Annotated in this window: 20 protein-coding genes and 1 tRNA gene; 11 read left to right on the forward strand and 10 right to left on the reverse strand. The window is 64.5% G+C overall.

Annotated elements, in window-relative coordinates; all coding sequences use genetic code 11:
- Positions 1-10 precede the first annotated feature (10 nt).
- On the forward strand, positions 11-616 hold the full coding sequence (locus B5J99_RS15095) for a TlpA family protein disulfide reductase (protein WP_245991648.1): 606 nt from the start codon (positions 11-13) through the stop codon (positions 614-616).
- A 13-nt stretch (positions 617-629) separates the two neighbouring features.
- Here the strand turns inward: B5J99_RS15095 and B5J99_RS15100 are convergent, their stop codons facing one another.
- Together B5J99_RS15100 and B5J99_RS15105 are read right to left on the reverse strand one after the other, a co-directional pair.
- Positions 630-827, reverse strand: a complete 198-nt coding sequence (locus B5J99_RS15100) for a hypothetical protein (RefSeq protein ID WP_054135276.1) — start codon at positions 825-827, stop codon at positions 630-632.
- 115 nt (positions 828-942) lie between these two features.
- Positions 943-1,018: transfer RNA gene (locus B5J99_RS15105), tRNA-Val, on the reverse strand.
- 125 nt (positions 1,019-1,143) lie between these two features.
- On the opposite strand from B5J99_RS15105, the gene rph reads away from it, so the two are divergent.
- From rph to B5J99_RS15125, 4 genes are read left to right on the forward strand one after another with little or no spacing between them, the layout of a single operon-like run.
- Positions 1,144-1,857, forward strand: a complete 714-nt coding sequence (gene rph, locus B5J99_RS15110) for a ribonuclease PH (RefSeq protein ID WP_117352854.1) — start codon at positions 1,144-1,146, stop codon at positions 1,855-1,857.
- Positions 1,858-1,861: 4 nt separating this feature from the next.
- Positions 1,862-2,488 (forward strand): RdgB/HAM1 family non-canonical purine NTP pyrophosphatase, encoded by a 627-nt coding sequence (rdgB, locus tag B5J99_RS15115; RefSeq protein WP_117352855.1) that lies wholly within the window; start codon positions 1,862-1,864, stop codon positions 2,486-2,488.
- Positions 2,485-3,687 carry a radical SAM family heme chaperone HemW gene (gene hemW / locus B5J99_RS15120; protein ID WP_117352856.1) on the forward strand — a complete coding sequence of 401 codons (1,203 nt, stop codon included), beginning with the start codon at positions 2,485-2,487 and terminating at the stop codon, positions 3,685-3,687. The genes rdgB and hemW overlap by 4 nt, the downstream gene beginning before the upstream one ends.
- A gap of 13 nt (positions 3,688-3,700) precedes the next feature.
- Positions 3,701-4,609: a tyrosine recombinase XerC gene (locus B5J99_RS15125; protein WP_117352857.1), complete on the forward strand. Its 909-nt coding sequence runs from the start codon at positions 3,701-3,703 to the stop codon at positions 4,607-4,609.
- 9 nt (positions 4,610-4,618) lie between these two features.
- Here B5J99_RS15125 and B5J99_RS15130 read toward each other — a convergent pair whose 3' ends face one another.
- From B5J99_RS15130 to rsmI, 4 genes are read right to left on the reverse strand one after another with little or no spacing between them, the layout of a single operon-like run.
- Positions 4,619-5,236 carry a DedA family protein gene (locus B5J99_RS15130; RefSeq protein ID WP_054135343.1) on the reverse strand — a complete coding sequence of 206 codons (618 nt, stop codon included), beginning with the start codon at positions 5,234-5,236 and terminating at the stop codon, positions 4,619-4,621.
- A 2-nt stretch (positions 5,237-5,238) separates the two neighbouring features.
- A complete protein-coding gene (gene gshB, locus B5J99_RS15135; RefSeq protein WP_117352858.1) occupies positions 5,239-6,183 on the reverse strand; it encodes a glutathione synthase in 945 nt (314 codons plus the stop codon).
- Between the two features lie 59 nt (positions 6,184-6,242).
- The gene (locus tag B5J99_RS15140) at positions 6,243-6,605 is read right to left on the reverse strand and encodes a YraN family protein (RefSeq protein ID WP_117352859.1); all 363 of its coding nucleotides are present in this window, start codon (positions 6,603-6,605) and stop codon (positions 6,243-6,245) included.
- Positions 6,598-7,455, reverse strand: coding sequence for a 16S rRNA (cytidine(1402)-2'-O)-methyltransferase (rsmI, locus tag B5J99_RS15145; RefSeq protein ID WP_211337831.1), 858 nt, complete (start codon positions 7,453-7,455; stop codon positions 6,598-6,600). The genes B5J99_RS15140 and rsmI overlap by 8 nt, the downstream gene beginning before the upstream one ends.
- Before the next feature lie 27 nt (positions 7,456-7,482).
- On the opposite strand from rsmI, the gene B5J99_RS15150 reads away from it, so the two are divergent.
- On the forward strand, positions 7,483-8,673 hold the full coding sequence (locus B5J99_RS15150) for a penicillin-binding protein activator (RefSeq protein ID WP_425456408.1): 1,191 nt from the start codon (positions 7,483-7,485) through the stop codon (positions 8,671-8,673).
- 532 nt (positions 8,674-9,205) lie between these two features.
- Here the strand turns inward: B5J99_RS15150 and B5J99_RS15155 are convergent.
- Complete coding sequence (locus B5J99_RS15155; RefSeq protein WP_245991649.1) at positions 9,206-10,489, reverse strand: enoyl-CoA hydratase-related protein; 1,284 nt, start codon at positions 10,487-10,489, stop codon at positions 9,206-9,208.
- Between the two features lie 141 nt (positions 10,490-10,630).
- Between B5J99_RS15155 and B5J99_RS15160 the strand changes: the two genes are divergently transcribed.
- Positions 10,631-11,776, forward strand: a complete 1,146-nt coding sequence (locus tag B5J99_RS15160) for a DUF3667 domain-containing protein (protein WP_117352861.1) — start codon at positions 10,631-10,633, stop codon at positions 11,774-11,776.
- A gap of 3 nt (positions 11,777-11,779) precedes the next feature.
- Here the strand turns inward: B5J99_RS15160 and B5J99_RS15165 are convergent, their stop codons facing one another.
- Positions 11,780-12,184, reverse strand: coding sequence for an acyl-CoA thioesterase (locus B5J99_RS15165; protein ID WP_033924864.1), 405 nt, complete (start codon positions 12,182-12,184; stop codon positions 11,780-11,782).
- A gap of 100 nt (positions 12,185-12,284) precedes the next feature.
- Complete coding sequence (locus tag B5J99_RS15170; RefSeq protein WP_117352862.1) at positions 12,285-14,648, reverse strand: TonB-dependent receptor plug domain-containing protein; 2,364 nt, start codon at positions 14,646-14,648, stop codon at positions 12,285-12,287.
- Positions 14,649-14,839: 191 nt separating this feature from the next.
- Between B5J99_RS15170 and B5J99_RS15175 the strand changes: the two genes are divergently transcribed.
- The gene (locus B5J99_RS15175; RefSeq protein WP_117352863.1) at positions 14,840-15,919 is read left to right on the forward strand and encodes a phytase; all 1,080 of its coding nucleotides are present in this window, start codon (positions 14,840-14,842) and stop codon (positions 15,917-15,919) included.
- Here B5J99_RS15175 and queF read toward each other — a convergent pair.
- Entirely contained in the window at positions 15,916-16,374 is a 459-nt protein-coding gene (queF, locus tag B5J99_RS15180) for a preQ(1) synthase (protein WP_069051756.1), read from the reverse strand. The genes B5J99_RS15175 and queF overlap by 4 nt on opposite strands.
- Before the next feature lie 143 nt (positions 16,375-16,517).
- On the opposite strand from queF, the gene B5J99_RS15185 reads away from it, so the two are divergent.
- From B5J99_RS15185 to B5J99_RS15195, 3 genes are all read left to right on the forward strand, one after another.
- Positions 16,518-18,017: a hypothetical protein gene (locus B5J99_RS15185; protein WP_162892382.1), complete on the forward strand. Its 1,500-nt coding sequence runs from the start codon at positions 16,518-16,520 to the stop codon at positions 18,015-18,017.
- Positions 18,018-18,113: 96 nt separating this feature from the next.
- Positions 18,114-19,637 (forward strand): S10 family peptidase, encoded by a 1,524-nt coding sequence (locus tag B5J99_RS15190; RefSeq protein WP_117353543.1) that lies wholly within the window; start codon positions 18,114-18,116, stop codon positions 19,635-19,637.
- 69 nt (positions 19,638-19,706) lie between these two features.
- Positions 19,707-20,780 carry an energy transducer TonB gene (locus B5J99_RS15195; RefSeq protein WP_162892628.1) on the forward strand — a complete coding sequence of 358 codons (1,074 nt, stop codon included), beginning with the start codon at positions 19,707-19,709 and terminating at the stop codon, positions 20,778-20,780.
- The last annotated feature ends 112 nt before the right edge of the window (positions 20,781-20,892 follow it).

Raw genomic sequence — 20,892 nt, forward strand, 5'->3', positions numbered from 1 at the left:
GTTGTTACCCATGCGTACCGCCCATTTTTCCAGCAAGCGCATCTGGCCGGTGGTGGCTCTTGCCGCGCTGGCAACTGGGGCGTGCGATAGGCAATCCCCTGCCTCGGAGCAACCCGCTCAGTCCGAAAAAACTGCTCAAAAGGCGGGTCCTTCGGTCCCGCTTTCGGGCACGCTCGATATCTCGCAGCGTGGCAAGGCTGCGCCCGACGTGACCTTCAGCGATCCCGACGGCAACACCACCAGCCTGGCCGCCTTCAAGGGCAAGCCGGTGCTGGTCAACCTGTGGGCGACGTGGTGCGGACCATGCGTGGTCGAGATGCCCACTCTGGACGCTCTGGCAGCGCGCGAGAAGGACCGGCTGGTGGTGCTCACCGTGTCGCAGGACATGCAGAACCTCGACGCGATCAAGCCGTTCTTCGCCGAAAAGGGCTACAAGACGATCCAGCCGTTCGTCGATCCGGAAAACAATTTGGGCTTCAGCTACATGACCGGGGTGATGCCCACCACCGTGCTGTACGATGCCGAGGGCAAGGAAGTGTGGCGGATGATCGGCGGAATGGACTGGAACGGGACCCGGGCATCCGCGCTGATGGAAGAGACGCTCGCAAAGGGCTGACGGTGCAGGCCGATCACATCAGGATCGGCACGATCACATGACAGCGCCTGCGCGGCTCGGCGCGCTTGATCCGCGCGGTGCCGGAAATGACGCGCTTCTTGCTGAGGCATTCGCCCTGCGCAGGCGTCCCGCGATCCACCGTCGCCAGCATCGCCGCGCCGCCGATGGTGGCAGCGCCCAGCGCTATGGCAAGAAGGAGATGACCCGGCATGGGCGCATTATCTGAAACCGCCTGCCTGACCGGTTGCTGAACAAAACCCAACGCAGGCGATTCGCCTGTCGGGCGTGGCAAACGGGCAACAAATTCGGGTGGATTTCGCGGATCATGGTGGGCGATGACAGGCTCGAACTGCCGACCCTCTCGGTGTAAACGAGATGCTCTACCAACTGAGCTAATCGCCCATGATCGCTGGAGTGCCGCGCCACTGCCATTTTTGATCCGGCATGGCAAGTGGCTTGGTGCTTTCCATTGCGCTGGCCGCCCGCTATCGGCGCAGCAACACTGACAGACCCTGGAGAATCATCCTATGCGCCCATCTGGCCGCGCCCCCGACGAAATGCGCATCATCAGCATCGAAACCGGCTTTACCAAGCATGCCGAGGGCAGCTGCCTGATCGGCTTTGGCGATACCAAGGTGCTAGTTACCGCGAGCATCGAGGAACGTCTTCCGCCCTGGCTCAAGGGCAAGGGCGAAGGCTGGGTCACGGCGGAATATTCGATGCTGCCGCGCGCCACCCACACCCGCGGCCAGCGCGAGGCGGCCAAAGGCAAGCAATCGGGCCGCACCCAGGAAATCCAGCGGCTGATCGGGCGCTCGCTGCGCGCGGTGGTCGATCTCAAGAAGCTCGGCGAACGCCAGATCACGCTCGATTGCGATGTCATCCAGGCCGATGGCGGCACCCGCACCGCGTCGATCTCCGGCGCATGGGTCGCGCTGCGGCTCGCAGTCAACGGCCTGATGGCCAAGGGGCTGATCAAGGAAGACCCGATCACCGCCAAGGTCGCGGCAATCAGCTGCGGCATCCATCAGGGAACGCCGGTGCTCGACCTCGATTACATCGAGGACTCGAACGCGGATGCCGATGCGAACTTCGTGCTGATCGAAGGCGGCAACATTGCCGAAGCGCAGGCGACCGCAGAAGGCGCGCCCTACGACGAAGAGGCGCTGCTGCGGCTGCTTCGCCTGGCGCGCATGGGCTGCAACGAGATCTTTGCGGCGCAGGACCGCGCGGTTTCCTGATCCGATGGCGGCGCGCAAACTCGAGCCTGGCCGGTTGGTGATCGCCAGCCATAACCAGGGCAAGGTGCGTGAAATCCGCGCGCTGCTCGAACCATTCGGCATCGAGCCGGTGTCGGCGGGGGACCTTGGCTTGGCCGAGCCCGAAGAGACCGGCACGAGCTTTGCCGAGAACGCGCTGCTCAAGGCGCATGCCTCTGCGCAGGCTTCCGGCTGCGTTGCGCTTGCCGATGACAGCGGGTTGTGCGTTGCCGCGCTCGGCGGCAGACCCGGTGTCTACACCGCCGACTGGGCCGAACGGCAATGGTTCGAGGGCGAGCCGGGCCGCGACTGGTACATGGCGATGGGCAAGGTCGAAGGGCGGCTCGCGGAACTTGGCCCGGACGCTGATCGCAGCGCCTATTTCATCTGCACGCTCGCGCTCACCTGGCCCGATGGTCATGCGGAAATATTCGAAGGTCGGGTGACCGGCGCGCTGACCTGGCCGCCGCGCGGCACGCTGGGATTCGGCTATGACCCGGTGTTCGTGGCGAAGGGGTTCGACCAGACCTTCGCCGAGCTCGATCCCGCACACAAGCATAGCATCAGTCATCGCGCCGATGCCTTTGCAAAGCTGGTCGAGGCGTGCTTTTGAATAGCGGTACGCACCTCTTCTCTACCGCGAGCGGTAGGGGAGATGAGCCGCTCGCGCTCTACATCCACTGGCCGTTCTGCGTCTCCAAATGCCCCTATTGCGATTTCAACAGCCACGTCCGCGATGGCGTCGATATCACGCAATGGAAAGCCGCGCTGCTTGCCGACATGGCGCATGAGGCGGCGTTGCTCCCAGGCCGGACGCTGGGCTCGATCTTTTTCGGTGGCGGCACGCCATCGCTGATGCCACCTGCGCTCGTGCAGTCTCTGATCGATCAGGCAGGCAGGCACTGGCGCTTTGCCGACGATATCGAGATCACGCTCGAGGCGAATCCTTCGTCGGTGGAATCCGCGCGCTTTGGCGATCTTGCGCTCGCCGGCGTCAACCGCGTGTCGCTGGGGCTGCAGGCGCTCGAAGATGATGTGCTGGCGTTTCTGGGCCGTGCGCATTCGGTGACCGAGGCGCTGGCAGCGCTCGACATCGCGCAGAACCGCTTCGCGCGTGTCTCTTTCGATCTCATTTATGCGCGCCCCGGCCAGTCGCTCGCCGATTGGGAGCGCGAGCTCACCCGTGCGCTCGGCTTCGGCACCGGGCATCTGTCGCTCTATCAGCTTACGATCGAGCCGGGGACGCGGTTCGAGACACTGGTGCGGCGCGGCGATCTCGTTCCGGCGGATGACGACCATTGCGCCGACCTGTTCGACCTCACCCGCCAGATCACCGCCGCGGCGGGGCTGCCTGCGTACGAGATCAGCAACCATGCCCGGATCGGCGAGCAGAGCCGCCACAACCTCACTTACTGGCGCTATGGCGATTATGCCGGGATCGGCCCGGGCGCTCATGGCAGGCGCGGGAACATGGCGACCGAACGCCACCGCAAGCCGGAGAATTATCTCTCCGCAATCACCCGCAACGGCAATGGCCTATCGGTCGAGCGCCCGCTCGATCCTGAAACGCAGGCGATTGAAGCGCTGTTGATGGGCTTGCGGCTTGCCGAGGGGCTCGATCTGGAGCGGGTGGCCGCGCGATCCGGCATCGCACAATCGGCGCTGATCGATGACGTGGCGACCGATCGCCTGATCGGGCTGGGCTTTGTCCAGCGCGAAGGCCAGCAGATCACCGTCACACCGCAGGGCATGCCACTGCTCGATGCCATCCTCGCCGAGGTGGTGGCGATTGAGCCCGCCGCCGTCGCCTGATACCCTGCCGCACATGGCAGACCCCGCCCCTCCCCTGATCAGCCTGTGGCGCGCGCATCTGGCGAACAACCGCCGCCGATCGCAGCATACCGTGCGCGCCTATGTCGCGACCGCCGAACGACTGACCGAGTTCCTCGCCGATCACTGGGGCGAGCGACCCGATGCCAGGCGGCTGGGCGACGTGACCCAGGCCGATCTGCGCGCCTTTCTTGCGGCGCGGCGCGGGGATGGGCTCGCCAACCGTAGCACCGCACGCGAACTGTCGGCGATCCGCGCGTTCCTGGCGTTTGCTGGCGAACACAGCGGCTCGGACGGCAGCGCCCCACGCATCAAGGGCCCGCGGATCAAGCGCAGCCTGCCGCGCCCGATCGCACCCGACGACATCATGGCGCTGGGCGACGTCATGGCTTCGCGCGATGCGCCCGGATGGGTGCAGGCGCGCGACTGGGCGGTGCTGCTGCTCCTCTATGGCGCGGGGCTGCGCATCAGCGAGGCGATGGGGTTGACCGCCGCGGTGCTGCCGCTGGGCGAGACGCTGCGGATCACCGGCAAGGGCAACAAGCAGCGGGTCGTGCCCGTGCTGCCCCAGTTGCGCGACGCGATCAGCCAGTATGTCGCGCTCGCTCCGTTTGATTTTTCCGTCGATACGCCCCTGTTCAGGGGGACGCGTGGCGGTCCGCTGTCGCCTGCGCTGGTGCGGCGTTCGATGATGAACGCGCGCCGGCTGCTCGGACTGGCCGAGGACGCCACGCCACACGCGCTCCGCCACAGCTTTGCGACCCACCTGCTGGCGGGCGGCGCGGACCTGCGGTCGTTGCAGGAGCTGCTGGGCCATGCCAGCCTGTCGTCGACCCAGATCTATACCCAGGTCGACGCCGCACAACTGCTGGACGTTTACGAAAACGCGCACCCACGGGCCTGAGCCGCGAGCTCAGCTTTCGGTCTTGTTGCCTGCCTCGGGCCGCCAGAAGATCACCCGCACCAGATAGGCGCCGATGATCAGCACGATCACCCCGGTCGATATCGGTCCGGTATAGCGATCGATCTCCTCGATCCGCGAGCCCAGCTGAAAGCCGATCCCGGCGAACACCACATTCCACAGTCCTGCTCCTGCGAAGGTCCAGACGAGGAACTTGGTGCGGCTCATCTGGAAGATCCCCGCGGGAAGCGAGATCAGTGTCCGGACCGTGGGGATCATCCGCGCAAAGAAGATGGTCGAGGCGCCGTGGCGGTGGAACAGATTGTTGAAGCGGGATATTTCGCGGTGGTCGAGCGTGAACCAGCGGCCCCAGCGGGCGACGAAATGGTCGAGACGCTTGAGCCCGAACGTTCGACCGATGGCGTACCAGAAATAGTTGCCTGCGACCGATCCGACCGTGCCTGCCAGGATCACGGCCCACAGGTTGATGTGGCCCTTGCCCGCCTCGATTCCCGCCAGCCCCATGATCAGCTCGGACGGGATAGGCGGAAACACGTTTTCCAGCGCCATCAGCAGGGCAACGCCCCAATATCCGCCGCTGGCTACCAGATTGAGGATAAAATCGTTCATGACTATGTCTTCAAGCGGGCCTCGATCGCACCCCAGATCATCGCTGCGACGTCGCTGTTGTTAAAAGCGCTGATCGCGACGATGCCGGTGGGCGATGTGACGTTGATCTCGGTCAGCCATTTGCCTCCGATCACATCAATACCCACGAACAGCAGTCCGCGTTCCTTGAGCTCGGGGCCCATCGCGTCGCAGATCTCCTGCTCGCGCTCGGTCAGCGTGGCGGATTCGGCGTAGCCCCCCACTGCGAGGTTTGAGCGGAACTCGCCCTCGCCCGGCTTGCGGTTGATTGCGCCGGCTACCTTGCCATCGACCAGCACGATTCGCTTGTCGCCTTGCGCGACCTCGGGAAGGAACGGCTGCACCATGAACGGCTCGCGCCATATCTGGCCGAACAGCTCGACCAGCGCAGAGAGATTGGCGCCATCCTCACCAACCAGAAACACCGCCTTGCCGCCATTGCCGTGCAGCGGCTTGACCACGATCGCGCCGTGCTTCTGCTGAAAGCGCCTGACCTCGTCGAGCGAGCGGGTGACCAAAGTCGGCGGCATGAAACGCTCGAAATCGAGCACATAGACCTTTTCGGGTGCGTTGCGGACCGACGCGGGGTCGTTGACCACCAAGGTGCGGCCCTTCAGCCGCTCGAGAATGTGCGTCGCGGTGATGTAGCCAACATCGAACGGTGGGTCCTGCCGCATCAGCACGACATCGACATCCTCGCCCAGATCGAGCCGTACCGGATCGCCGAAAGTGAAATGGTCGCCCTGCACGGCGCGGACCGTCACCGGGTGGGCATGGCACGTCACCTGCCCCGCCTCATAAGTCAGCGTCTCGACATCGTAATGATAGAGCGTATAGCCGCGCGCCTGCGCCGACAGCATCAGCGCAAAGCTGCTGTCGCCCTTGATGTTGATGCCGGGCATCGGGTCCATCTGTACCGCGATCTTCATGGAATGGCCTTTGCTTTGGGGTATCAGGATTGGCGGATATCGGGATTGGTGCCGGGCGATCAGTCGCCCTGCCAGACGTGCGTCAGATGGCGTGGCAAGCGGCCCGGTGCAAGCAGGATCACGTCGATCCGTGCATCATCGTGTGCCCGGACGAAACGTGGCATCAGCGCTTCGGCAGCCGCGGCCACACGGCGCAGGCGGTGATGATCGATGGCCTCGTCCAGTTCCCGTGCGGTGGCCCGGTGCTTGACCTCGACGAACGCCACCATCCGCCCGCGCCTCGCCACCAGATCGACCTCGCCCAGCGGTGTGCGCACGCGCTTGGCGAGGATGCGCCAGCCCTTGAGTCGCAGCCACCATGCCGCCAGCGTTTCGGCGCGGCGTCCGGCGGACTCGGCCTGCTTGCGGCGCGCTTCAGCCATCGCTTTCGCGCTCGGCCATGATTCGCGCATATAGCGCCTTGCGGTCGAGCCCGAAGCGCCGTGCCACCTCGCCTGCCGCCTTGCCCGGCGGCATGCTCGCAAGCGCCTCGGTCAGCGCGGATTCGACGGCGTCGTCATCCGCCTCGGTTGCATCTGCAAGCGGCGGGCCGACCACCAGCACGATCTCACCCTTCGGCGTGACATCGGCGTAATAGGCGGCAAGCTCGGACAGGGTGCCGGTGCGGGTTTCCTCGAACTTCTTGCTGATCTCGCGCACCACCGCCGCCTCGCGATCGCCGAGGATGGCGTGCAGCGCGGCGAGGCAGGCGGCGATCCGCTTGGCGCTTTCATAAAAGACCAGTGTCGCGGGGATTGCGGCAAGGCCTGCGATCTCCCTGTCACGCGCGCCGGCCTTGTTGGGCAGGAAGCCGTGGAAGTAAAATCTGTCCGTCGGCAGACCCGCCAGGGTCAGCGCCACGATCACCGCCGATGGCCCCGGGACCGAATGGATCGCGACACCCGCCTCGCGTGCCTCGCGCACCAGCCGGTAGCCGGGATCGGAGATCAGCGGCGTCCCGGCATCGCTCACCAGCGCCACCGGACCTAGCAAGGCCGCAGCAATCAGCCGTTCGCGGTCGGCGGGCCGGGCATGGTCGTCATAGCGGACGAGAGGCCGCTTGAAGCCGAGATGGTGCAGCAGGCCGCCTGTGACGCGGCTGTCCTCGCAGGCGATCAGATCAGCCTGTTCCAGCACCTGTCGGGCGCGTGTGGACAGATCACCAAGGTTGCCGATTGGTGTCGCAACGATATACAGGCCGGGTTCGGGATCATGAGTCACGCGGATGTTCATGGACCGGCAGGGCGGGAGCGACAAGCTGTGAAACACCTCTATCGAAAATGGCAGGCCATCCTCATGCTGGTGCTGGGCACCATGTTCCTGGCTGCGTGCCAGACCATGGTTCCCAAGACCGCGCCGCCTTCCACCCCCAGCCAGCAGCCCGACCAGCCCACCGCCCGTCCCGACGACGGCCCGATCACCGGCGCGCTGCCCAGCGACGCTTCGCGGCACCGTATTGCGCTGCTGCTGCCGCTCTCCGGCAAGGACGCCGCGGTCGGCCAGTCGATCGCCAATGCGACCACGCTGGCGCTGATGGACACCAAAGCCAGCAATATCCGCATCACCAGCTATGATACCGCCCGTGGCGCGCTGCCCGCAGCGCAGCGCGCGATCGCGGATGGCAACCGGCTGATCCTGGGGCCGCTGCTGGGCGATGACGTGGTCGCCATGGCCGCCACCGCCAAGGCCGCCAATGTCCCGATCATCAGCTATTCCAACGATGTCGGCATTGCCGGCAACAACGTCTTCATCATGGGCTATGTCCCTGCCCAGTCGATCGACCGTGTCGTCCGCCACGCCCGCGCACAGGGCATCACCCGCTTTGCCGCTCTGGTCCCCGCCGGCACCTACGGCCAGCGCGCCTCGTCGGCGATACTGGCGTCGGTCAAGGCCGCAGGCGGCACCGTGGTATCGATGCAGAGCTATGGGTCGGGCAACGCGGCGGTGACCACGGCGCTCAAGAAGATGCAGCAAGAGAGCGCTTATGAGGCGATCCTGATCGCCGACAGCGGTGCAGCCGCCATCCGCATCGTACCGCTGATCCGCGCCAATGGGGGCACCGACGCGCGCATCCTGGGCACCGAATTGTGGAACACCGAACGCGCGCTCGCCACCTCGCCCGCGGTGCGCGGTGCCTGGTTCGCCAGCGTGTCCGATGGCCTGTATCGTCAGTACGCCACCAAATATCGCGCGCAGTTCGGCACAGATCCGTTCCGCCTTTCGACCCTCGGCTATGACAGCGTGCTCCTGACCACCCGCATTGCGCGCGACTGGAAACCCGGAACGCCCTTCCCGATGGACCGGCTGCGCGATGCGGGCGGCTTTATCGGTCTGGATGGCGCCTTCCGGTTTGGCCGCAGCGGCGTTGCAGAGCGTCTGCTGGAAGTGCAGCAGGTGGGTGCAGGCCAAATGACGATCGCATCGCCAGCGCCCAAGTCCTTCGCCGACTGAAACTGTCAGCAGCGACCTACGTGCCCTGGCGGCGGACCTGCCGCCGGGCGCATAGGGCTGCGCGAAAGCTTTCTGAAATCCCCGTTTCCCGCGCCGCGCGGGCGATATCCCTTTCGCGCGCCTGGCTTGCGCGGCAATCTTGCCGTGGCATATCGTTAACGTCTTGTTGACCAATTTACATTCTGTTAACCTTCGAAATTGGGCGTGGATCGTATTTCGCGCCCAAATAAGGAGTGCTAAAAATGGCAAAGCGTACCAAGAAGCCTGTCCGCGGGTTCTGGGACTGGGTCCTGGGCGGCGGCTGGAACTGAGCTGATAGCTCGGCTTTTCAAGCATTTGACCCCGGCCAAAAAGCCGGGGTCATTTTTTTGTGCGCTTTCGCCGTCGTCGCTGCGCGACTTTGACCTTGCCAGTCGCACCCGACGAGCTAGGCATTCCGAATAGAACTGATTCGAAAACGTTAACGAATAGCAGCGCTAATGGTTAATACTTGCGCGAGGCCCAGTCACGTGTCGCGCAGCATAATGCGCCGTTACTTGCCCTGAAACCGGGGGGCTCGTTTCTCGAGAATGGCGTCGATCGCCTCGCGGTGATCGTCCATCTGCTGCAGCACGCCCTGCCAGATGGCCGCCTGATCGAGATGCTCCACCAGCGATACATCACGCGCATCCTTGATCAGTCGCTTGGTCTTGCGGATCGCCGAAGGCGGGAACTGCGCAACCATCCGCGCCAGCGCCTTGGCGCGCTCGGCGAGCGCAAAGACCGGCACCACTTCCGACACCAGACCATAACGCTCGGCCTTGTGGGCATCGATGAATTCGCCGGTCAGCATCATCTGGCTGGCCTTGGCGAGGCCGATGATCCGCGGAAGCAGCCACGCTCCGCCATCGCCCGGGATGATGCCGACCCGCAGGAAGCTCTCGGCAAAAACCGCATCCTCGGCGGCAATGCGGATATCCGCCATGCACGCCAGATCGCACCCTGCGCCGATCGCATGTCCCCGCACCGCGGCGATGACCGGCACCGACATGCGATCCATAGTCAGCGGGATGCGCTGGATCTGGGTCTTGTACCAGTTTTCCAGCTCCATCGGGCTCATATGCTGCTCCGATGTCAGCGCCTTGATCTGCTTGATGTTGCCACCCGAACAGAAGCTGGGCCCCTCGCCGGTAAGGATCACGCAGTCGATTTCCGGATCCGCGTCGGCCGCTTCGAGCGCCGATACCAGCGCGCCGATGACCTCTTCGGCCAGCGCGTTGCGCGTGTCGGGGCGATTGAGCGTGATCGTCGCGATGCGGTCCTCGACAGTGTAGAGCACCGGCGGCGGGCCCGAGCGTGCCTCGCGGGCGATGCGATCGGCATAGCCGCCGCTGTGGAACAGCAAAGGTGGCTTGCCTTCGCTCTCGTAGTCGATGACCTCGCCGACCATGATCACATGGTCGCCGCCCTCGTACAGATGACGCGTGGTGCACACCAGTCGCGCCGAGCAACCGTCGATTCGCGGCGGCCCGTCGCCCAGAATGTCCATGCCGGCAAACTTGTCGTCGACCCGCGAGGCGAACAGATTGGCGAGATGGTCCTGATCGCTGGCCAGGATGTGCACGGCAAAGTCGCCAGCCTGTTCGAAGGCTGCCATTGACCGCGCCGAACGCGCCAGCGACCACAGCACCAGCGGCGGATCGAGCGAGACCGAATTGAAGCTGTTGGCGGTGACGCCAATCGCATTGCCTTCGCTGTCGCGGGTGGTGACGATCGTCACGCCTGTGGCGAACTGTCCGAGCGCGTTGCGATAGGTCTTGGGATCGAAATGGGCCATGCCCGGCGATTAACCGCACGCGCAGATCAAAGGCAATGGCTAATACCGGTGGCGTGGACGCGCCGACAAATTGCTTGGCCACCTGCAAGGCTAAAGCTAGACAGGAGGGGGCGATGGAACGGGTGCGGGGCGGCAACAGGCATGAGCGGCGAATTCGAAGCAGTTGGCACGATTGCCGATGGCGGCATGTGGGCCCGCGCGGCCGAGCCGAACGCCGGCGAGAGCACTGCGGACGGGCACGGCAAGTGCCTCAATTGCAGAACCGTGCTTACCGGCCCGCATTGCCACCAGTGCGGCCAGGCGGCGCATGTCCACCGCTCGATCTCGGCCTTCTGGCACGACATCCTGCACGGGGTGCTGCATTTCGACGGCAAGTTCTGGAATACGCTGCCGCTGCTAGCCTGGCAGCCCGGGCATCTGACGCGGCGCTACATCCATGGCGAACGCGCCAAGTTCATCAGCCCGATGGCACTGTTCCTGTTTTCCATCTTCATGATGTTCGCGATCTTCTCCTATGTCGGCTCGCCCAATTTCACCGGGGATTCGACCGTCAGGAACAAGGAGGGAACCAGGGTCATCGGGGTGAGCGACTGGCGCGAGGAGATGCGCAAGGAAATCGCGCAGATCGAGCCGAAGATCGCCGCCAGCAGCAGCGAGCTTGATAAGCTTCCCGCCGACGATCCGGGCCGCGCCGCGCTGACCGAAAAGATCACCGACTTGAAGCGCGAGGTCAACGGTCTGACCTATGCGACCGAGGGCAAGGCGCGCTATCCCGAAGCCTTGGGGCCGGGCGGGGAGAACATGGCCGACATGTTCAACTTCAACTCGGATGTCGATACCGGCTTCAAGGCGTTCGATGCCTGGATCAACAAGCTGGCAAGCAAGGCCAAGAAGAACCCCGAGCTGCTGCTCTACAAGATCCAGTCCAACGGCTATAAATTCGCCTGGCTGCTGATACCGCTGTCGATCCCGTTCGTTTGGCTGGCCACGCTCGGCAAGCGCGGGCACCGGTTCTACGACCACGCAGTGTTCACGACCTATTCGATCGCGTTCATGTCGCTGTTGTTCATCGTCGTCACGCTGTCGGTGAAGTTCAGCATCGTGCCTGGCATCGTGATCCCGGCAGCGTTGTTCTACGCGCCCTTCCACATGTACCGGCAACTCCGCCATGCGTATGGCACGTCGCGGATCGGAGGCATGTTCCGGCTGGCGCTGCTGCTCACCTGCACGACGATCGTCGTGACGCTGTTCCTGACGATCCTGGTCAACCTGGGACTGGTGGGGTGAGGATCAGCTGCCGAAAAAGCGGCGCTTGATATCCTCGGCCAGCCGCGCGGGGCGCAGCGTTTCAGCATCGAGGCAGCACCAGCTCGATTTGACTTCGGCCAACACATCCTCGCCGCGGCGGATGATCGTCTCGTAGAAGGCGCGCGCGCCGTGAACCTTCTCGAGCACCACGGTGGCGATCACCTGATCGTCGAGAAAAGCAGGCTTGCGATAGGTGATCTCGTGCTTGAGCGCGACCCACAGATGCTCGGCCACCGCCTGGGGCGGGGCGATATTCTGCCAGTGCGCAACCACCGCATCCTGCACCCATTTGAGATAATGGGCATTGTTGACGTGCCCCATGAAATCGATCTCGGAAGCATCGACGGAAATCGGGTGATCGTGGCTTATGGCTGTGGGGTTTGTCATCGGGCACGAATGTAGCTGGAGTCAGCAGTTTACGGAAGCGGAAATGCCGCGAGCCCGGACAGGCTCGCGGCATTGCGAGGATCGGCAGGTCAGCCGCGGTTCAGAACGCGTAACGGGCGATCACCTGGAACACCGGTCCGGCTTCCTCCGCTTCGAGTTCATACTCGTCGAAGCTGCGATCGGTCTGGTCTTCGACGGTGGTGAACTTGTTGAACACTTCGCGCTTCTTGCCGTTCAGCAGGTTGGACCCCACCGCACGGATGGTCAGGCTGTTGCCGAAACGCTTTTCGATGAAGATCTCGAGATCGGCGCCGTAGCTGGTCGTCACTTCCTCCCCGATCACCCGGCCAAAGGCGTTGCCCTGTTTGCGATAGGTCGCGCCAAACGCCATGCCGATTGACTTGACGTCCTGGATGGCGCCAAAGTTGTAGACATATTTGGACTGGTCGTTGAACCGGCGCTTGCCGAAGACATCGGTGATTTCGCTGTCCAGATAGGAAACGTTGCCGAAGATGCCGGTGTCCGGAAGGCCGAGGAAGCCAAGGTCGGTCGAAAGGTCGAACTCGACACCATAGACCTTGCCGTCGCCGATATTGAGCGGCTGGAAGACGAAAGTTCCGGCGCCTTCCGAACCGACAACGCCGGTGTTGGTCAGTTCGATCAGGTTCTGGACGTCGCGGTAGAAGAAGTTGATGCCGACGATGCCGCCCCGCCCGATGCGCCGCTCATAGCCAAGATCAAAGCCCCAGGCGGTTTCGGGATCGAGCCCGGGATTGCCCAGCAAATCGTTGTCGCCAAGCTCTGCCTCGAGCAGCGCCGGGGAGAGAAAGTTGAACTCAGGCCTTCGGTTAGTGCGCGCGACCGATCCGATGATGCGGTCCTGATCGGTGATGTCGTACTTGAACGACGCCGAAGGCAGCAGCTTGGAATAGTCATTGCCCAGCGCGCCGGCGGCCGCGCCGGTAACGTCTATGATCGTCAGGTCGGTCGTCTCGTAGCGAACGCCCGCTTCCCACGAAAACCCGCCATTGCGACCCTCGACCAAGGCGAAGCCGTCGATGCGGCGTTCCTCGATCGAGTTTACGCTTCCCGGGGTGAAGGCGGGCGCGGCGAAAGCGGTGTTGAGTTCCGTCGGGTTGCGCTCGAACTGGTTCCAGTTGCGCGCCGCTGCAACGTTGAACCGGTTACGCACGGTGAGGATCGCGGTGTCGCGGTCCTTGTCCTGATAATAACCGCCGAACACCAGCTTGACCTCGTCGGTCAGGTCCACCGCATGTTCGAGCTTCACGGTGAATTCGCTATCGCCTACATCAAGCGTCGTGAAATCGCCGGTAAAGCGCGGGGTGGCGCGGTCGAAATCGACCTCGAACTCGGTCTCGCGCTGCTTGTCGTCAAAATTGGCATAGCCGATCCGAAGCGTCGTCTTGCCCGCAGACCACTGATGCGACAGCTTGCCGTCGATCGTGAAGTTCTCCTGATCGATCTCGTTCACATTGGCGTTGTCGGTGAGCAAATTGCCGCTGGCGGCGCCATTGCGGACGGGGCCGTTGATGGCGGTGGGGTCGTTGTATTCGAAGCTGCGCTCATCTTCGGTGCGGTCGGTGCGGACATAGAAACCGCGCAGCTGGAAATTGGTGTCCGCGCCGTCAATTTCGTAAGTGGCGTTGACGGAGTAATCCTTGCCGTCACGGGTATCGGTCTGATCCTCGCGATTGTCGAAATCCTGCGTGGCAAAGCTGGGGTTGTTCTCGGGCGACTCGCTGAAGCGCAGGCTCGACTTGAGCTTGGGATTGTGGCGACCCTGGAAGTTGCCGCCGATCAGCAGACGACCCGGGCCAACCTTGCCGCCGAACACCGCGCCGAAGCTGGGCTCGAACTCCTCATCGTCATAATAGAGCGCTCCGCCGCGGACATAGCCGCCATCAAGCTGATAGCCATCGCGCAGCACGATGTTGAGCGATCCTGCGACGGCATCCCCGGTGCGGCGTGCGGAGTTGGAACGGACGATCTCGACCCGCGAAATCAGCTCGGCGGGAATGCGATCGAGGAAGAACGAGCGGTCGGCTTGGCCGCCGGGCACGCGCTCGCCGTTGATCAGAATCTGGGTATAGCCGGGAGGCAGGCCGCGCAGCCGGGGGCCATCGCTTTCGATGACATCGGACAGGAAGGTGACCGAAGGAACGCGCTTGAGCGCGTCGCCAGCGGTCAGCGGTTCGAAGCGCTGAAAATATTCGGTTCCGTATTCCAGCACCGGCTCGGCGCCATCGATGCGGTTTCGATAGCCGATCTGCCCCTGCACCACGATGTCCTGCGAGGTCACGATCGCCTGTTCGCCATCGGGGCGCTGCTGATCGTCCGCTACCGTCTCTTGTGCGGCGGCAAGGCTCGGAACCATCGCAAGTCCGGCAATACCCGCAAGCATCACGCGGCGCGCGCGCAGGCCGAAGCCCTGAAATTTCGTCATATCGAAAACCCCCGAATCAATCAGCGGCAAGTCCGCTGTCGCAGCGCCGCTAACAGCGCTCGGCGACGGATGGATGACGCCAGGATTGCGGATTTGCGTCAGTTTGTGCGCAAAACTGTCATGAACGCGTCGCATCCCCGTGGCAGCGGCGCCGGGTCACTTCGTCCGCTTGTTCAAAGGAACATCTGCTCATGATCGCTTTTCCTCGCATCGCCCTGCTGGGCTGCAGCTTGCTGGCCCTTGTCGCGACGGGATGCGCGTCCAGGGAGGTTCCGCTTGCAACCCGCATCGCCAATGCCCTGCCCGCAACCGATGTCGCCGCGGCGCGCGAAACCGATCCGGTGGGCACGGCGAATGCCGATGCAGCGGACGATCCGGCAATCTGGCTCAACCCGGACAACCCAGCCGCCAGCCTGATCGTCGGCACCGACAAGAAGGCGGGGCTTTACGTCTATAGCATGGATGGCAAGGTGCGCGGATCGTCGCTGACGGGGCGCTACAACAACGTCGCGCTGCAGGCGGGCGAGCACGGTATCGTGGTGATCGCCAGCGACCGCACCGATCCGGTCAATTCCAAGCTGGCGCTGTTCCTGCTCGATCCGGTCACAGCAGCACTCTCCCCGCTCGCCAGCGTGCCCAGCGGCCCGGGCGAAGGCTATGGCGTGTGCGTCGCCCCCGCCCCGCGCACCGCCATGGTGGGCGCGGCTGATGCGATGACAGTCTATGCCGCGATCAAGGACGGCAGCGTCCGCCAGATTCGCATCTCCCACAAGCAGGGCCGAGTCGAACACCAGATGGGCGCGAGCTGGAAGCTGGCGACCCAGATCGAAGGCTGCGTGATCGACCCTGCGACTGGATCGCTGTTCGTCGGCGAGGAAGATGTCGGCATCTGGAAGATCGATGTCGCGCGTCCCGATGCTGCGCCCGTGCTGTTTGCCGCAGCCGATGGCAAGGCGCTGGTCGCCGACGTCGAAGGTATGGCGATTGCCGCGCGCGATGGCGCCAGCAGCTGGCTCGTCGCCTCGAGCCAGGGCGACAATGCCTATGCGGTGTTCGATACCACCACGGGCAGACTGCTGGGCCGCTTCCGCATCAACGGCGGAATGCTTGACGGCACGTCCGAAACCGACGGGATCGAGCTGGCAACGGGCAATTTCGGCCCCGGCTTCGAGCAGGGCGTGTTCATCGCGCAGGATGGCGACAACGGCGGCGGCACACAGAACTTCAAGCTGGTGAGCTGGGCGGCGATCCTGGCAGCCCTGGGGCTCTAGCCCCGCCCGCGATAGCCCGGAACCTCCTGCGGCGGCAGCCAAAGCCCCGCAGGTGGTTCGCCCGATTGCCAGAACACGTCGATCGGGATGCCGCCGCGCGGATACCAGTAACCGCCGATGCGCAGCCAGTGCGGCTGCATCTCGTCGAACAACCGCTCGCCGATTCCCACGGTGCAGTCCTCGTGAAACGCCTGATGGTTTCGGAAGCTGCCGAGGAACAGCTTGAGCGACTTGGATTCGACCATCACCTTGTCGGGTGCGTAGTCGATCACGAGGTGCGCGAAATCGGGCTGCCCGGTCACCGGGCACAAAGAGGTGAACTCGGGCACGGCAAAGCGCACCAGATACGGTTTGCCGGGACGCGGGTTGGGTACATAATCCAGCACCGCGGTCTCGGGCGATGTCGGCATTGGGCTGTCTTTGCCCAGAAAGCGTGTTTGGGGTTGATCGGACATGCGCCTCATCTAATGCGGCACACGGCTGATGTCATCTCCTGCAATGCATTCAGCGCGGATTAAGCGCACCACCGGCGTTGCAGGAAGACCTTGTGTCGCAGGAAAACAGGGCCGTTCGGGGTACGATGGGGAAGATCAAGAGCATGGACGCAACGCAGACAGGGTATCGCAAGGTCGTGCCGGTGGTCCTGGCGCTCGCGCTGGCGCTGCCATTTGCGGGTGCGAAAGCTGTGTCTGCGCAGGAAACACCTTCGGGCGGGTTTTCGCTTCCGGCAGGCGCGCCGCCGCAGCAGCAACCGCCGAGCGATGTGCAGGGCCCGGTCGATGCCGAATCGTCGCCGCCGCGCCGTACCGACGAACCCGCGCCAAGCACCACCAGCCCGTCGCTGCCCAGCATCGCCCCGGTGCCCGTGCCCACCCCGCAACAGCGCCAGCGCGACGCCGCCAGTCAGCGGGCGGACACGCCGCGGACCCAGCGCGAACCACGCCAGACTGCCCCTGCCCCTATTCAAGCCGAGCCCGCAACACCGCAAGACTCTGGTGAGCAGTCGCAGGACAGTGCGACCGACATTCCTGTGGATGCGCCTGCAACGCTGCCGCTACCGACTCCGGCAATTCCCGATGACACGCAACCTGGTGCCGTGCCTGAGCTGGATACGGACAACGCCCCCGCCGACGGATCGATCTGGTGGTGGCTGGGCGCAGGGCTGATCGCGCTGGTCAGCCTGATCGCAATGGCGCTGCGCCAGCGGTCGTCTGCTCGCGCCGAGGCAGCGGCTCCGCCAGCTCCGGCTGTGCCCACCGCGACGGTCCCGACCCCGCCCCTGCGCACCCCTCCGCCGGTGCCGCAGCCGAGCGCCCAGCCTGCTGCACAAGCCTTTTCCCGGCCCGCTCCTCAGCCTTCTGGACAGCCCTCTGGCCAGCAAGTCCCGCAGCCTGCACCGCGCCCCGCTCCGCTCCCCGCATCGGCGCCTTTCGGCACGCTGCAAGGCGGCGGCTTTGCTTTCGGAGCCAGCCCGGCACCTGCGCCTGCTCCCGCACCTGCACGACCAGTCGCAGCCGAACCTTCCAAGCCACCCGCGCCTGCGCCGCACGCCTCGCCGGAACCTGCCCCCGAGACGTCAAGCGTTGCCGCGTCGGTAGCCCAGCCGCCCAGGCTGCTGCTCGATTTCACCACGCTGGGTGTCGACGTGACGCTGGTCAACGCCATCGCCCGGTATCACCTGGGCATCACCAACATGTCCGACATCACCGTCAGCGAGGTCGTGCTTCACGGCGCTGTGGTGCAGGCGCGGCGCGGCATGCCGCCGACCATTGACCCGCTGCGCGGGGATGTCCTGCTGCCGAAGCTGCAGACGCTCGACGATATCGCGGCCGATGCCACCCGCCGTTGCGAGGGGCAGATCCGGCTGCCGCTCGAGCAGATCGAGCCGATCGAGATGCAGGGTCGGCTGCTGTTCGTCCCCGTCGTACACATCTGGATCGGCTATACCGGCCCCGATGGCACGCGCTACGCCGTGACCCAGTCGTTCGTGATCGGCGAGGAAAGCTCGCCCCCTGGCCCGCGCGTCGGCCCGTTGCGGCTTGACCTTGGCCCGCGCCGGTTCACCGAGGTGGGCCAGCGTCCGCTGCAGCCCGCCTGATCGTCATCGCTCCGCCGCTGGCGTCTTGCCAAGCAGCGGCCTGCCGTGCCAAGTTGCAGATTGTATACGGATTTTCTGCACGAAAAGGATGACATGATGCGCAGCTGGATTGGTTCTGCGGCGATCGCGCTTTGCCTGGCATCGGCGCCGCTGCTGGCACAGGATGCGGCCAAGGGCGGCAGCAAGGACAGCGAAAAGGCAGCGCCCGTGCGGGCCGAGCCGATGGTATCGGTGACCCGGCATTCGGGCACCTTCGGCGGCCAGCGGATCGCCTATACCGCCACCGCCAGCGACACCTTCCTCAAGGACGACAAGGGCAACCCGCGGGCGCGGATCTTTTCAGTCAGCTATGTCAAGGATGGTGCCGACGCCAACCGCCCGGTGACGTTCCTGTTCAACGGCGGCCCGGGGTCGGGATCGCTGTGGCTGCACATGGGCGCGTTCGGCCCCAAGCGCGTCGCCATTCCCAATGACGGCCGCGACGACGGTGCCCCGCCCTATCGCATCGTCGAAAACCCCGACAGCCTGCTCGACGTGACCGACATCGTGTTCATCGATCCGGTCGGCACGGCCTTTTCCACCGCGCTGGGCGATACCGATCCCAAGGAATTCTGGGGCGTCACCAAGGACGCCAAGTCTATCGCGCAGTTCATCCGCACCTGGCTGTCGGAGAACAACCGCTGGAACGCGCCCAAATATCTGGGCGGAGAAAGCTATGGTACCACCCGCACCGCTGCGGTGGTGAACGAGCTCGAAGGCACGTACAACGACGTCGCGTTCAACGGACTGCTGCTGATCTCCACCATCCTCGATTTCGGCGCGCAGGCCGAGGTCCCGGGCAATGAAATGCCCTATGTGCTGATGGTCCCCAGCATGGCGGTGACCGCGCTCTACCACGGAAAGACAACGCCGGCGGCATCGGGGACCGGCCCTGCCGCGCTCGCCGCCGAGGCCAAGGTGTTTGCGACCAACGAATATCTGCCCGCTTTGATGAAGGGCTCTGCGCTGGTGGGCGAGGAACGCGCCGCGATCCGTGCGAAGCTTTCGCGTTATACCGGGCTGACCGAGCAGTATCTTGAAAGCGCCGACCTGCGCGTCACACCCAGCCGGTTCTACAAGGAGCTGCTGCGCGATCGCGGACTGGTCGTCGGGCGGCTCGATGCGCGCTACACCGGCAAGGACTTCGACAATGCCGGCGAAACCCCCGACAACGATCCCAGCTTCTATGGCATCGACGGCAGCTATACCGCGGCCTTCAACGCCTATGTCCGGCAGGAGCTGAAGTTCAGCCCGGAGCGGCAGTATGTCACGATCGGCGGCATCCGCGACTGGGACTGGGACCTGCCCGGCAATGGCGGCGAGGCGCGATATTATAAGAACGTCGCGCCCTATATCGGTCGCGCGCTGCGCGAGAACAGCGGGCTTCGCGTGCTGGTGGCGCAGGGCTGGTACGATTTCGCCACCCCGTTCTTCGGCGCCGAATATTCGCTGACCCGCACCGGCATTCCCACCGACCGGATCGAGTACACCAGCTACGACGCCGGCCACATGATGTATGTCAACGAGACGGACCTCACCAAATTGTCGCGCGATATCCGGGACTTCATGCGCAGGCGCTGAGCGGCAACAAAATCGGCTACGAACGTTGTCAGCCTTATGGCCGTAATGATTCCGGGGCATGATGGTGTGATGAAAGCTCTTCTCCTTGCCCTTGTGGCGCCTTCCGCGATCGCCGTTCCGCCTGCGCCACCTGCCCCCCCGAACACCGAGCGGGCGCTGCTCGCCTGGGTTCCGGGGGAGGTCCGCTGCGCTGGGACTGTCGTCAGACCCAGGTCCCTCGAGCGCCCGCTGGCGACCCTGTCATGGGCGAGTCAGGTTGCAGGCAACACGGTGACCTATACGTTCGCCATCGATCCGAGCGGTCGGACGATGGCGATACGCCGGGTCCCGAAGGACGCACGGGCCAATGGCTCGGAGGACATCGCGCCCTCGCTCGCCGCGAGCCGCTTTGCTGCCGGCCAGCCGCGCTCCGACTGCACGATCAGCTATGCGCCTGAGCCGACGAGCCTGAACGCGGCGCCGGTTGCCGATCTCATCGCCTATTCGGTGAACGCGATATCCGGCCCCCTGCCCAGGCCGGGCTGGGAGCGCATCCACGGCGACAGCAACTGCCGCGACGAGCGCGCGCTGGGGATCGAAACCCGTGCCTTTCCCGATTTCAAGGCGATTGCGGCAACCCCCGGCGTGCGCGAGTGGTCGATGGTTGGCTATGACATCGAGGAAAACGGAGCGACCACCAACATCGCAACCGTCGCGGGAAGCCGGAATGCCGCACTTGACGCCGCGAGCAGGGATGCCGTGGCAAGGACGCGCTATTACAAGGGCAGACGCCAGGGCTGCCGGTTCCCCTATTGGCTCAGCCCTGCTCCGCTACCGGCCCCGGCATTACCCGATGAGCAGCAGTTCCGCCCCGCCGGCGCGACCTGCCCTGCCCGCCACGACTGGGCCGTGCAGCCTGCGCTGCGCTTCCCGGAGCCTTATCGCCGCCGCGCGATCGAGGGGTGGGCCGTCGTCACCTATGATGTCGCGCCGTGGGGAGAAGTCTCGAACATCCAGGTCGTCGCGAGCGAGCCCAGCGAAGACTTCGGCGCACGGGCTGCCATCGTCGTTCGCGGCGGCAAGGCAGCGACGAACCGGGGCTATGTCGGATGCACCGAGCGGGTGAAGTTCATGATGGGATCAGACCAGCGCGAAGATCCGTAAGCACCTTGCCGTGGCCGCATCCAGGCTTGGCGACGCTTGCTCGGATCACACATGATGGTGACCTGGTCACATCCACCGTCTCGAGGAGGAATGACCACAAAAGAGTCGTTTG

This window comes from Blastomonas fulva (assembly GCF_003431825.1).
GTDB lineage: Bacteria > Pseudomonadota > Alphaproteobacteria > Sphingomonadales > Sphingomonadaceae > Blastomonas > Blastomonas fulva.